11 protein-coding genes and 1 pseudogene are annotated in these 13,075 nt (G+C 64.7%); 6 read left to right on the top strand and 6 right to left on the bottom strand.

What is annotated here, in order from left to right; all coding sequences use genetic code 11:
• Nucleotides 1-161, top strand: a 161-nt coding sequence (locus FPP74_RS09165) for an integrase core domain-containing protein (RefSeq protein WP_144717423.1), incomplete at its 5' end; no start/stop codon positions are given.
• A 283-nt stretch (nucleotides 162-444) separates the two neighbouring features.
• Nucleotides 445-1,911, top strand: coding sequence for an FGGY-family carbohydrate kinase (locus FPP74_RS09155; RefSeq protein WP_095553835.1), 1,467 nt, complete (start codon nucleotides 445-447; stop codon nucleotides 1,909-1,911).
• 13 nt (nucleotides 1,912-1,924) lie between these two features.
• Here the strand turns inward: FPP74_RS09155 and FPP74_RS09150 are convergent, their stop codons facing one another.
• Genes FPP74_RS09150 through FPP74_RS09140 form a run of 3 tightly spaced genes read right to left on the bottom strand, consistent with a single transcriptional unit; the run spans nucleotide 1,925 to nucleotide 5,170 of the window.
• On the bottom strand, nucleotides 1,925-2,389 hold the full coding sequence (locus FPP74_RS09150) for a ribose-5-phosphate isomerase (RefSeq protein WP_095553834.1): 465 nt from the start codon (nucleotides 2,387-2,389) through the stop codon (nucleotides 1,925-1,927).
• Nucleotides 2,390-2,401: 12 nt separating this feature from the next.
• Nucleotides 2,402-4,078 (bottom strand): dihydroxyacetone kinase family protein, encoded by a 1,677-nt coding sequence (locus FPP74_RS09145; RefSeq protein WP_095553833.1) that lies wholly within the window; start codon nucleotides 4,076-4,078, stop codon nucleotides 2,402-2,404.
• A 6-nt stretch (nucleotides 4,079-4,084) separates the two neighbouring features.
• Nucleotides 4,085-5,170 (bottom strand): alcohol dehydrogenase catalytic domain-containing protein, encoded by a 1,086-nt coding sequence (locus tag FPP74_RS09140; RefSeq protein WP_304441676.1) that lies wholly within the window; start codon nucleotides 5,168-5,170, stop codon nucleotides 4,085-4,087.
• A 125-nt stretch (nucleotides 5,171-5,295) separates the two neighbouring features.
• Between FPP74_RS09140 and FPP74_RS12530 the strand changes: the two are divergent.
• Together FPP74_RS12530 and FPP74_RS09135 are read left to right on the top strand one after the other, a co-directional pair.
• Nucleotides 5,296-5,442: pseudogene (locus tag FPP74_RS12530) on the top strand (helix-turn-helix domain-containing protein); the annotation flags it as partial.
• Nucleotides 5,443-5,478: 36 nt separating this feature from the next.
• Nucleotides 5,479-6,216 (top strand): sugar-binding domain-containing protein, encoded by a 738-nt coding sequence (locus FPP74_RS09135; protein ID WP_369801161.1) that lies wholly within the window; start codon nucleotides 5,479-5,481, stop codon nucleotides 6,214-6,216.
• A 42-nt stretch (nucleotides 6,217-6,258) separates the two neighbouring features.
• On the opposite strand, the gene FPP74_RS09130 is transcribed toward FPP74_RS09135, so the two are convergent.
• From FPP74_RS09130 to FPP74_RS09120, 3 genes are all read right to left on the bottom strand, one after another.
• Nucleotides 6,259-7,641, bottom strand: coding sequence for an RbtT/DalT/CsbX family MFS transporter (locus tag FPP74_RS09130; protein WP_095553831.1), 1,383 nt, complete (start codon nucleotides 7,639-7,641; stop codon nucleotides 6,259-6,261).
• A gap of 132 nt (nucleotides 7,642-7,773) precedes the next feature.
• On the bottom strand, nucleotides 7,774-9,174 hold the full coding sequence (gene xylB / locus FPP74_RS09125) for a xylulokinase (protein WP_144718128.1): 1,401 nt from the start codon (nucleotides 9,172-9,174) through the stop codon (nucleotides 7,774-7,776).
• Between the two features lie 8 nt (nucleotides 9,175-9,182).
• The gene (locus tag FPP74_RS09120; RefSeq protein WP_095553829.1) at nucleotides 9,183-9,995 is read right to left on the bottom strand and encodes a DeoR/GlpR family DNA-binding transcription regulator; all 813 of its coding nucleotides are present in this window, start codon (nucleotides 9,993-9,995) and stop codon (nucleotides 9,183-9,185) included.
• Nucleotides 9,996-10,227: 232 nt separating this feature from the next.
• On the opposite strand from FPP74_RS09120, the gene FPP74_RS09115 reads away from it, so the two are divergent.
• Both FPP74_RS09115 and FPP74_RS09110 read left to right on the top strand, forming a co-directional pair.
• Nucleotides 10,228-11,541 (top strand): RbtT/DalT/CsbX family MFS transporter, encoded by a 1,314-nt coding sequence (locus FPP74_RS09115; protein ID WP_369825030.1) that lies wholly within the window; start codon nucleotides 10,228-10,230, stop codon nucleotides 11,539-11,541.
• 9 nt (nucleotides 11,542-11,550) lie between these two features.
• Nucleotides 11,551-13,059, top strand: coding sequence for a mannitol dehydrogenase family protein (locus FPP74_RS09110; RefSeq protein ID WP_095553827.1), 1,509 nt, complete (start codon nucleotides 11,551-11,553; stop codon nucleotides 13,057-13,059).
• Nucleotides 13,060-13,075: the final 16 nt, after the last annotated feature.

The following is a 13,075-nucleotide window of genomic DNA, read 5'->3' as shown; positions in this document are numbered from 1 at the left end:
CCCAGGGCCCGTGGACATCAGTAGGAGAAGTCGAGCTAGCCACCCTGCGGTGGGTGCACTGGTGGAACACCAAACGTCTTCACGAGGCGTTGGACTACGCCACCCCACAAGAAGTAGAAACCGAGTATTATCTCACCGAGCCCATCAACACAGGGCCGTAAAAGAAGCGGAACCAAACCCAGGACGCTTCAGAGGCGACTGCGGTGAAGCCGGAGCTGATTCTTGATCCGACCCCGGGCGAGTCCGGTCTGGACGAGGGCACCTACAACTTCGCACGGGACAAGAGCTAGTACGTCGACTTGAGCCGCGACATATGGGGAAAGACCCGTGTGCCGCGGTTTTGCCGTGCGTAGATCGATCTGAGTGTGTGCGATTGTCGGGAACTGGATTGTGGGAGTGACCCTGCGATAATGGGCAGAACCCTTCCGATCCAGAGGAGTGAGTATGAGCCAAGAAGCAGTCCTGGGGTTTGACGTCGGTACCTCGAGCTCGAAGGCGGTGCTCGTAGCGTCGGACGGCACCGTCCTGGCCAGCGAGACCTGCGAGCACGCGGTGTCGCGCACCCCGGACGGGATCGTGTCCATGGACGCGCGCATCTGGTTCAAGGAGTTCGGCTCCCTGGCCGCGAAGCTGCTGGGCAGCGTCGATGTGCACCTCGCCGGCATCGGGGTCTCCGGCATGGGCCCGTGCGTCGCGCTCACGGATTCCAGCGATGTCCCGGTTGCGGAGGCCGCGCTCTACGGCGTCGACGCGCGCGCGAGGACGGACATCCAGGAGCTGACCCAGCGGTTCGGCGCCGACTCGCTGCTTGAGGCCCGCGACTCGTGCCTGACCACCCAGGCGGCCGGCCCCAAGTTCGCGTGGTTCTACCGCCATTTCCCGCAGCTGCGGGAGCGGGAGTCGCTGTTCTATATGCCGGCGAGCTACGTCGTTAAGCAACTGACCGGCGAATACGTGCTTGACCGCCAGTCTGCCAGCCAGTGCACCCCGCTGTATGACCCGCAAACCCGCGAGTGGGACAAGGCGGTGTGGGCCGAAATCGCGCCGAACACGCTCCCGCCGACACTGCTGTGGAGTAGCGAGATCGCCGGCACCACCCGCGCCGACCTGGGAATTCCCGGCATCGAGGCCGGGGTGCCGGTCATCGCAGGGACTATCGACGCCTGGGCCGAGCAGGAATCAGTCGGCGCAGTCAACGCCGACGAACTGTTCCTGATGTACGGCACCACGCTCTTCCTCGTGGGCAACGCGGACCACCGCGTCCGCCACGCGTCTATGTGGGGGACGACGGGCACGCGCCCGGGCATCTACAACATGGCCGGGGGCCTGGCCACCTCCGGCTCGCTCACGGACTGGATGCGCCAGCTCACCGGCGAGACGGACTACAGCGTGCTGACCAAGGAGGCGGCGGCCGTGCCCGCGGGCTCAGAAGGCCTGCTGGTCCTGCCCTACTTCGAGGGCGAGCGCACGCCCATCCAGGACCCGGACGCGCGCGGCGTCATCGCGGGCCTGCGGCTGCACCACACCCGCGGGCACCTGTACCGCGCGGCGCTCGAGGGAACAGCGCTGGCGGTGCGCCACAACATCGAGGTGATGGAGCAGTCCGGCCTGCGCATTGACCGCATCGCCTGCGCCGGCGGCGGGCTCACCGCGGACCTGTGGCCGCAAATTGTCACCGACGTGACGGGGCGAGTGCAGACGCGCCGGAAGTACCACATTGGGGCGTCGCTAGGCGATGCCTTCATGGTCGCCCAAACCATCGGGATGGCGGACAGCATCGATGCGTGGAACCCGGTGAGCAAGGAGTTCGTGCCGTCCGCGGACTTCGACTTCGATGCGCTGTACCAGGACTACAAAAAGCTATACCCGAGCACGGCAGGCATCATGCACAACCTGGCGGCTCGGGGGTAGGGGCGAAGCCGGTTTAGCAGCCAGCCTCAAAGTCGGTAATGACCTGGACCTTCTTGGCGGACGGGGAATTGACGTCAAAGACGTAGCCGATCCACTCGCCCACCAGACGCTTCGCCAACTCAATACCCACAACGCGCTGCCCCATGCACAGCACCTGCGCGTTGTTGGACAGGATGGAGCGCTCCACGGAGAAGGAGTCGTGCGCGGTGACCGCACGGATTCCCTTGACCTTGTTGGCGGAGATTGCCACGCCAAGGCCGGTTCCGCAGATGAGCACCGCGCGGTCAGCATCGCCCTTCGCAATCCGCTCGCCGGCCTCGATAGCTACGGACGGGTACGGCGTGTGCTCGTCTTCGTTCACTCCGATGTCCGTCACAGACTCGACGCGCTCATCAGCCTCGAGGAGCTTCCTGATCTCCTCCTTGTACTGCAATCCAGCGTCGTCGCATCCGACGATCATGCGCAGCTTTTCTGTCATCGTTCGCTCCTATCAGTTTGCTTCTTGGGTGAATTCTTCAGCAAGACGCTGCGCGATCATGGAGAATGAGATCGCACCTGCGTCGGGGTGTCCAACGGACTTTTCGGCAAGGGGCGCGGCGCGGCCCTTGCGCGGCACCAGATCAGAGGTCGCCTCCGCGGCCTTCACCGCGACATCCGCAGCATCGCTGAATGACGATCCAGCGGCAAGCGCATCGCGGAACGGGATGAGTGCGTCAAGCAGCGTCTTGTCACCGACCTGCGCCCCGCCAAGCTGCTGGACCGTGTCTGCAAACGCGGCGACTCCTTCTGTCACGGTGGAGGTACCGGCGGCGGCCTCCAAACCAGCGCCCCACAGGACGCCAGACGTGCCTCCGGCTTCGAGAGCCCACGCAGCACCGGCGGTACGGAGCTGGTCCGACGAGGAAGGGGTGAAGCCGGCTTTTGCCACCAGCTTGTCCACCGCGTTCTGTGCCGCGGAAGTGCCGCGCACCATGCCGCGGCCGTGGTCGCCGTCACCGGCGATGGCGTCGATCTTGCCCAGGTGAGACTCCTGATCCTTCATCAGCTGGGCGACGATGCCGATGCCGCGCCGTACCTGCTCGGCCACCGCGACAGCATCGCCCTCCGGTTCGGTGAGCTCCACCTCAGCCTCATTGGTCGCGGTACTGACGGCAGTCGGATCGAGCGTCTTCAGCGGTGCGTGGCTCTTGCGGTAACCGCAGGCGTATGCCTCCGCGTGCCACGCTGCTTCAAGCTCATCGTCGAGCCACATGAGCGTCAGCGAGATTCCACCCATGTCCAGGCTGGTCACAAGCTCGCCCACCTCCGGCTCGACGATGGAAAAACCCGCGGCGCGAAGCTTGGCCGCGACCTTGCCGTACGTGAGGAACAACTCTTCGTACTTCGTCGCGCCCAACCCGTTGAGGATCACCGCGACGCGGTCAGACGCAGCGTCGCTCGGCTCAGCGTCGAGGACGTGGCTGACCAGCAGATCAGCGATCTCCTCAGCGTCTCCGATCGTTTCGTCCTTGATTCCCGGCTCGCCGTGAATGCCTAGACCGACTCCCATTTTTCCCTGTGGGACGTCGAAAAGCGGTTCAGTGGCGCCAGGCATCGTGCACCCGGAGAACGCCACACCCATCGTTCGGGTCATGTCGTTGGCGTGGCGGCCAATTCGCTCTACCTCGTCGAGGGACTTGCCGGCCGCGGCAGCTGCACTCATGGCCTTGAAAACAGTGAAGTCACCGGCGATACCGCGTCGGTCTTCGGGCGTGGAGGCAGAGGCGACGTCATCAGTGACAACGACAATGCGGGTATCAATCCCCTCTGCGTTGAGACGCTTGGCCGCGATGCCAAAGTTCATGTTGTCGCCTGCGTAATTGCCAAACGTAAGGATGACGCCCTTGCCTTGGTTCGCAGCCTTTGCCACGGAATAAACGTGCGCAGCAGACGGTGAGGTAAAGATGTTTCCCACCACAGCGCCGGATGCAAACCCCGGCCCAACTAGGCCTGCGAAGGCCGGGTAGTGGCCAGAGCCACCGCCCACGACCACCGCGACTTGAGGTTCCTTCGGCGGATGCGTGACAACTCCGCCAGTGACGCGCGTGAGCCGGTCTGAATACAGGTCAACAAACCCGTCGAGTTGGTCCTCCGAGAACTCGGCAGGGTCCAGGAAAAGCTTGGTCATTGGAACCTACTTCTGCGGCAGAATGGACACCTTCACCGATGCCCCGCTGGAGTCGCCGACCAGATCAAGCGCGTCCTGGAACTGTTCCAGGCCGAATTGGTCGGTGCAGATGTCGTCGAGTGGCAGCGTGCCAGACTCGATGAGCTTGATCGCGGCGGGCCAGGTGTGGGGGCCGAGGTGCGCGCCGTAGACGTCGAGCTCCTTGTCATCAGAGATGATCGACCAGTCCACGGAGGTCTCGGAGCCAAAGACGGAGTACTCCACAAAGCGGCCCAGCTTGCGCAGCATCTCCAGGCCCTGCACCACACCGGACGGGTGGCCGGTGGCCTCGATGTAGACATCGGCGCCGTAGCCGTCGGTAAGCTCCTTGACCTTCGCAACAGCGTCCTCGTTACGGATGTTGATGGTCAGGTCCGCACCGCAACGCTTCGCCAGCTCAAGCTTCTTGTCGTCCATATCCAGGGCGATGATGCGCAGCGGGTTCTTCTGGCGGGCACCTGCGATGACGCCGAGGCCAATCGGGCCTGCACCAGCGATGACCAGGGTGTCCTCGAACTGGAGCTGCGCGCGCTCAACAGCGTGCAGCGCGCACGAAAGCGGCTCTGTGAAGGCGGCGTGATGGGCCGGGATCTCATTGGAGATCTTATGCACGAGGCCTCGGGTTGGGATCAGCATGTATTCAGCCATGCCGCCGTCGAAGTTGCGGAAGCCGAACATGTCGTGGGGACCGCACATCCAGTACTCGCCACGGTTGCAGTAGCGGCACTCGCCACACGGAACGATCTGCTCGACGACCACGCGGTCACCAACCTCGACACCGTGGAAGTTCAGCCCCGACTCGGAGCCCTTGACCACAGTGCCGGTGATCTCGTGGCCAGAGATGACGTTTTCCTGGGCCCACTGCTCGCGTCCATCTCCGCCCCAGAACTTGGCGGCGCCGTGGTAGCACTTCAGATCCGATGCGCAGACGCCCACGGCCTCGACCTGAATCAGAATGTCGTCTTCCCCGAGGGTAGGCACCGGGCGGGTTTCCAACCGGTAGTCCTCCGGGCCGTGGCAGACCACGGCGCGCATTTCAGAAGGTAGGTTCATTGCGAGGCCTCTCATTTGAGATGAAAAAGTGTTGCAGATAACACACTATGACCTGCTTGAACGCATGTCAAGCACTTTTGTGCGTGCGCTTTCGCTGTGTCCGAAGACCCCATAGAATCCCAGGCATGGAAGACGCAGATGAGGGCAAACTCTATGAGGCGGCACGGCTCTACTACGAGGTTGGATTGGGGCAATCCCAGGTCGCGGCTGCATTAGGTGTCTCTCGCCCAACCGTGTCGCGCTTGCTGTCACGCGCCCGTGAAGCCGGAATTGTGCAGATCCGGGTGGTGCGTCCCAGCGCGACGACCATGACTCCACTGGCGCGCGAGCTGGCGGATGCGCTTGGGCTGCGTTGCGTCTACCTGGCTCCAGGTTCGCAGTCTCCCGCGTTTGATTACGGCATGGAGCCTGCGGTGCAGACTGCGCTGAAAGAGATGAACCTACGTCCGGGCGATTCCGTCGTGGTTGCGTCAGGAATGGCAACAGCGGGGATAGCAAACATGCAATGTAGCGGCCTGGATTACACCAAACTCGTCCCCGCGGTGGGAGGGGCCCACGAACCCGAGGTGTGGTACCAGACCAACGAAACGGTGCGACGCCTCGCCTTGAATTCCAACGCGGAATACACGGCGCTCTTCGCGGAGGCGATCCCGTCTGCGCCGGTGTTTGAAGCGCTGCAAAAAGACGAGTCTTTCCTGAATGTCCGAGCACAGTGGGAGCGAGCGCGTGGAGCCATCGTTGGCATTGGTTCCCGCACGACGGGCCGCGTGTCCATCTCTCAGGCCATTCCGAAGGATGCGCTCCCCTCGGCCGTCGGGGACGTGTGCCTCCACTTCTTTGATTCCCAGGGGCGCGAACTGAGCTTCCCAAACTCGGAACGCACGGTGCACATTTCGCGCGAGCAATTGATGGCCATCCCGGAGACACTGGGCTGCGCAGTCGGCCCCAAGAAAGTGGAAAGCATCATCGTGGCCGCCCGAGCGGGCTTCTTTAAAAAGCTAGTGACCGACGTGGCCACCGCAGAGTTGATCCTTCGCAGGATGTAGCGGTAACCAGTCGGCCACTATCGTGTGCAGGACTTCGCCCGGCTAGGCGGCATCGACTAGAGCGGCGTCCTTGCGCTTCAATTCTTTCCGGTACTCGGGGTCGTCCTGTCGCGTGCGCAGGCGTCCCACCAAGATGAAGGCGACGGCGTACAGTGCCACGAAAGCCCAGACAACGGCTGTGTTTTGTGCGTAGCTGCCGAGGTTGAACCAGCCGGTCACGTTGAGTACCACGGCGACTACAAGCGAACCAAGGAAGGTCGCGCCACCGGCGGCGGTAGTGTACATCGCCATGGCGCCGCCCTCCTGGCCAGGCGCGTTCGCGGCGACGATTGCTCCCATCGGGACAAACCCCGCCAAGAAGATGCCGTACGCGGTACCGGCAATGACGGCAAGGACGTAGCCGGAGGTGGAGCCGGGCTCAACCCAGTGCGGAACGTACCACCAGGCCAGGAGTGCAATGGACGAGGCCAAGATGCCAAAGTAGCGGACCGTGGACACCCAACCGTGCTTATCTCCAATAGCGCCGAACACTGCGTTGAACAGGATATTGCCGGCGTAGACGATCACCGTCATCATCAGCCAGCGGGATTGGCCCCATCCGAGCTCATCGGAGATCACGGCGGGGAGGATGATGAACATGCCGAACTGCGGTGCCGTGTTGATCATGCGGACAAGGAAGCCGTCGCGGACCTTGCTGTTGGACACTAGCAGCTGCAGGCCAGACATGAGTACCTCGGAATTGGACATGGCAGGCTCTGCGAGTCGGCGCAATCCTGTCTGGTCCCGGCACCCGAACCACGCGAGGGCTGTGCCGACGGCAGCGAGCGCGATGGACATGTAGAGGGCAGCAGTCTCACCGACAAAGCCACCCCCAAAGGCCGGAATAACACCGAAGGCGACCAGCGAGCCGAGCGTGGGGAGCCCGCCCGTGAACATGACGTAAAACCAGCCAATCGCCGTGCCCAGCTTTGATGGTCGGGCAAGGTGGTTGATCCAGACGAGGAACGCGAAGGCGAACAGGGGGAACCCGAAGCCGCGGATGAAGTACGTCAGGCCGACCAAGTGGAGGTTGCCGGTGCTGATAGCAAAAATGAATGCGAATTGGAAGACGATGAACACTGCCGCTCCGGCGAGCATGACTCGCTTCGGGCCGAAGAGGTCGGCCAGCGCACCGGACAAGTAACTCGCGACGAGAACGGTCAAGGAGTAGCCGGTGATAACCCAGGAGACCGTGGCTTCAGAGGTGTTCAGACCGGCGACGAGGTGGGGTGTGAGGAAGTTGGATTCCACACCCACCGCCGTCATGAAGAGTAGGACAGCTGGGAAGCCCCACTTAATTGGATCTGGAATGCCGGCCAGGTCCCATTTAGTGACTGGCCTCTCTTCGTGTTGTGTGGCTTCCACTGTCACTCCTTTGCAATGCATGTGATGCACGTAACTATGGGGTGGAAGTATAGGGCAGTCGGAAGTTCATGCACAAGCGTTTGTGACATTCGTTCACGCTTGGGGGTAGTCGGCAGGCCCGGAGGATACCGCCGACCTCATCCTCCGGCGCCTCTAGGACTCCTGGCCGAACTCGTCGAAGTGCTCGGTGGCGTCGCGAAGCGCTTCGTACTGCGCAACGGCCTGCTCGGAGTAGGTCCCCTCGTAGGTCTGTGCATCATGCACGCCCCATTGCGGCGGCTCCGCCTCGTCCGAGAGCGCCCACGCTGCCTGGCGGGCCGCGCCGAGCGCGACGAACTCGGACGCCTTGGGCACCACCACCGGGGCACCGAAGATGGTCGGGGCGATCTTTTGCACCGCCTCGCTCTTCGCGCCGCCGCCGATGAGCAGGACGCGCTCCGTGGTCACGCCGGTGGCGCGCTGCAGCGCCTCGATCGCGTCGCGCATGGAGCACAGCAGGCCCTCCACCACGGCGCGCGCGATGTCCTCGCGGCTGGTGGTTGTGGTGATGCCGTAGAACTGGCCCTTCGCGTTGGGCCGGTTCGGGGTGCGCTCGCCATCCAGGTACGGCAGGAGCGTCACACCGTGCGCGCCGGGCGTGCCTGCCAGCGCCAGCTCCGCCAGCTGTTGGTGGTCCACGCCCAGCATGGTCGCGGCGAAGTCCAGCACCTTCGCGCCGTTGAGGGTGCAGGCCAGCGGCAGGTAGTTGCCGGTGGCGTCGCAAAAGCCCGTCACGCCGCCGGTCTTGTCGTGCACGCTCTTGGTGGAGACCGCGCTGGCCACCCCTGAGGTGCCGATGGACACGCACACGTCGCCGGGCTCCAGGCTCATCCCCAGCGCGGCTGCCATGTTGTCGCCGGTGCCGGCCGCGACCTTGGCGCCGCTCGCGGTGGTGCCCACGATCTCGCTCGGCTCCGCAATCCGCGGCAGCGCCACCTGGGAGCCGAGGTACCGCTCCGCCAGCTCGGGGAGGAAGACGCGGTCGCGGGTGGAGTAGTAGCCGGTGCCGGAGGCGTCGCCGTGGTCCGTCGTCAAGCACTCGCGCCCGCCCAAATGCCAGGTGAGGTAGTCGTGCGGCAGGCAGACCGAGGCCGTGCGCTGGGCGTTGTCCGGCTCGTGGTCGCGCATCCAGCGCAGCTTCGTGCCGGTGAAGGATGCGACCAGCACGCTGCCCACCTTCTCGGCGGAGGCCCGGGGTCCGCCGAGCTCGTCGATAAGCGTGCGTGCCTGCGGCGCCGACGAGGTGTCGTTCCACAACATGGCCTTGCGCACCACCTGGTTGTCGCGGTCGAGCGCGACCATGCCGTGCTGCTGGCCGCCCACGGGCACGGCGTCGGCGCGCTCGAGCAGGCCCGCGGTGGCCTCGCGCATCGCGTCCAGCCAGGCGGTCGGATCCACCTGCGTGCCCGTGGGGTGGGCGGCGCGGCGCTGGTTGATGACCTCGCCCGAGGCGGCATCCACAAGCAGCGCCTTCGTCGACTGGGTGGACGAATCAATTCCGAGTACAAATGACATAGTGGCTCCTAGCTTGCGGTTGTGGTGGCGCGCGCGGGCTCGTCGGTGCGCACGACGTGGATCGTGGCGCCGGACTCCTCCAGGACGCGGTTGTGTTGGTCGGTGGTGTGTTGGTCAATGACGATGTCGTCGAAGGCAGAGAGCTTTGCGACGAAGTGCATCCCCTCCACCGCGAACTTGGAAGAATCCACCACGAGGACCTTGCGCTGGCCCAACCCGATGAGCGCCGTCTTGGTCACCGCGGCGTCCTCGTCCGGGTGGCAGAGCGCGTCGCCGTTGATGGCGGTGGTGGAGACAAAGGACATCGACGCGGTCAGCGTGTCCATCGCCCGGCACGTGGAGGCGCCGAGGAAGGAGTCGGTGGCGGCGACGTAGCGCCCGCCCAGCCCGGTGAGCACCAGGCCCTCCTGCGGGCGGGCGGTGGTGGCGATGTGGCTGAGCACCGACAACGAGTGGGTGATCAGGCCGGCCGGGTGGGCGTCCAGCGCCGCGTCGACCATCGCGCCGACGGTGGTCGAGTCGTCGAGGGCGATGACCATGCCGGGCTCAATGAGCGCCGCGGCCCGGGTGGCCAGCGCCTGCTTGACCTGCGTGTTGGTGGCGCGGCGGATGGCCACGTCGCGTTCGCGGAACTCGCCGTGTTTCAGGCGCGCGCCGCCGCGGAAGAGCTCCACCTTGCCCACCGAGGCCAGGGCCCGGAGGTCGCGGTGGACCGTCATCGAGCTCACGCCCAGCGTGTCGGCGAGGTCAACCGTCTTTGTGTCGCCCCGCAGGCGGAGCTCGTCCATTAGCGCCGCCTGGCGGAGTGTTTGTTGGCTCATGTGCGTACTTTCGTCCTGGGGTGGGTCCGCAGCTGCCACAAAATCTAACATTGGCGTGTTACGCAATGTTGCTTTCGGTGTGGCAATACCCCTGTGCGGGGGCGGATATTTACAAAATATTTCACAGGATGTTGCATTAAATGTGAAAGCGGTGCTACCTGTTGATCTAGGTCACACACATCCGCAGTCATGTGATCTACACCATTCACATTCTTACTGCAGGCTGGAGCAAATCTTGCAAACACAAGCAACACGGCCCAAAGACTGGGCCGATCGGCTTGGCTTCCCCCGACCGCTGCTGTGGGGCTTTGTTGGCCTCACCATCTTCATGATCGGCGACGGGGTAGAAACCAACATCCTGGAACCGTTCCTCTCCGGCGAGCACGGCTTCAACGTCTCCCTCGTGGGCACCCTGGTCACCGTGTACGGCGTGAGCGTGGCCATCGCCGCGTTCTCCGCCGCCGCCCTGTCGGACCTGTGGGGGCCGCGCAAGGTGATGATCATCGGCGCCGCCATCTGGGTAGTGCTGGAGGTGCTACTGCTTACCGTCGCACTGCCGATGAACAGCAAGTTCCTCATCTTCGCGCTGTATGGACTGCGCGGGTTCGGCTACCCGCTCTTCGCCTACGCCTTCCTGGTGTGGATCACCGCCGTCTCCGCGCCGGAGCACCGCGGCGCGGGCACCGGCTGGTTCTACGTCGGCTTCTCCGCGGGCCTGCCCACGCTGGGCGCGCTCGTGGCCACCGTCTCCATCGGCGTCTTCCACCTCTCCTTCTATCAGACGCTGTGGATTTCGCTGGCTCTCGTCGTTATTGGCGCGCTCATCGCGCTGCTGGGCGTGAAGGAAGCGCGCGGCCGCAAGCCGCTGGTGGAGAACCCGGACGACATCCGCGACACGCTTGGCGAGTCCTTCCGTCTCCTCGCCCGCGACAAGCGCGCCATCTACGTCGCCGTCATCCGCACCATCAACTCCATCCCCACCTACGCCATGGCGGTGTTCTTCCCGGCGTACTTCTCCGAGCGGCTGGACTGGCCGCTTGAGTGGTTCCTCATCATGACCACGGTGATCTACCTGGTCAACCTGCCGTTCAACCCGCTGTTTGGCATCGTCGGCGACAAGATCGGCTGGTCCAAGACCGTCGTCTGGGCCGGCGCCATCTCCTGCTGCATCGCGCTCGCGCTGGTGTACTTCGTCCCGATGCTCTCCGTGGACGCGGGCCTGCCCGACGGCGTCGGCTTCGCCCTCTCGCTGGTCGCGGCCTGCCTCCTCGGCGTGGCCCTGGCCGGGTTCGTCCCGCTCTCCCCCATCGCCGTCTCGCTCAACCCGGAGCGCCCCGGTGCCGCCATGGCCGCCTACAACTTGGGCGTCGGCGGGGCGGTCGCGGCCGGCCCGCTGCTGGTGGCCGTGTTCTACCCGCTCGTGGGCGCCACCGGCCTGATCCTCATCTTCTGCGCCCTGTTCCTCCTCGCCGCCTGGATGGGCACCCAGCTCAAGGGCACGCAGCCCGGTTTCGACGGCGTCCCCCACACCACCTCACTTGCTTAAGGAAGCACCATGACCATCCACCTCTCCAACGACACCCTGCAGCAGATCGCTGAAAGCACCGACGTCGCCGTCCCCACCTACGACCGCTCCGCCGTCACCCCCGGCATCGTCCACTTCGGCGTCGGCGGCTTCCACCGCGCCCACCAGGCTCTCTACCTGGACAAGCTCCTCTCCCAGGGCCTGAACACCGACTGGGGCATCGTCGGCATGGGCGTCATGCCTGGCGATTCCCGCATGCGCGACGCCCTGAAGTCCCAGGACTGCCTCTACACCGTCACCGAGAAGGCGCCGGACGGCTCGGAGCACGCGCGCGTGGTCGGCTCCATCATTGATTACGTCTTTGCGCCGGACGACCCGCAGGTGGCCGTCGATAAGCTTGCGGATGAGCAGATCAAGATCGTCTCGCTCACGGTCACCGAGGGCGGCTACAACTTCGACCACGTCCGCGGCGAGTTTGACCTGCACAACCCGCACATCGCGGCCGACATCGAGGCGCTGCAGGCAGGCGACTTCGCCTCCCTGACCACCTTCTACGGCCTGATCACCGCGGCGATACTCACCCGCAAGGAGCGCGGCACCCGCCCGTTCACCATCATGTCCTGCGACAACATCCAGGGCAACGGCCACATGGCGCAGCGCATGTTCCACGCCTTCGCCACCGCCGTCTCCCCGGGGCTCGCCGAGTGGATCGAGGACAACGTGACCTTCCCCAACTCCATGGTGGACCGCATCACCCCGGAGACGACGGACGGCGACCGCGCCGACATCACCCAGAAGTTCAGCTACGTCGACGAGTGGCCCGTGGTGTGCGAGGACTTTACCCAGTGGGTGCTGGAGGACAATTTCGTCGCCGGCCGCCCCGACTACGGCAAGGTGGGCGTTGAGCTTGTCCAAGATGTCGTGCCCTACGAGCTGATGAAGCTCCGCCTCCTCAACGCCTCCCACCAGGGCCTGTGCTACTTCGGCCACCTCGCCGGCCACGAGTTTGTCCACGATGTGATGGCGGACAAGCGCTTCCGCGACTTCCTGCTTGCCTACATGGAGCGCGAGGGCACCCCGTCGCTGCGGCCGCTGCCGGGCGTGGACCTGGACGCCTACCGCCACCAGCTCATCGCCCGCTTCGGCAACGCCGCGGTGAAGGACACCGTCGCGCGCCTGTGCGCGGAGTCCTCGGACCGTATCCCGAAGTGGCTGCTCCCGGTCGTGCGCGAGAACCTGGAATCCGGCGCGGCTCCCGTGACGCTGTCGGCCGCGATCGTTGCGTCCTGGGCCCGCTACGCCGAGGGTGTGGACGAGCAGGGCAACCCGATCAAGGTGGTCGACCGCATGGCGGATCGCCTGCAGGAAACCGCGCAGGGCACCCGCGAGGATGTCCTCGCCTTCCTGCGCGACCGCGAGGTCTTCGGCGACCTTGTCGACGACGAGCGTTTCACCGAGCCCTACGCCCGCGTGTTGAAGTCGCTCCACGAGGTTGGCGCTGAGGCGACGCTGGATGCGTTGCTGGCTGAGTTGGATTAGGCAGGGAATTTTGGGG

Source organism: Corynebacterium sp. NML180780 (assembly GCF_007786415.1).
Lineage (GTDB): Bacteria > Actinomycetota > Actinomycetes > Mycobacteriales > Mycobacteriaceae > Corynebacterium > Corynebacterium gottingense.
The sequence above is the reverse complement of the archived record's forward strand: the minus strand, read 5'-3'. Positions and strand labels throughout refer to the sequence as shown.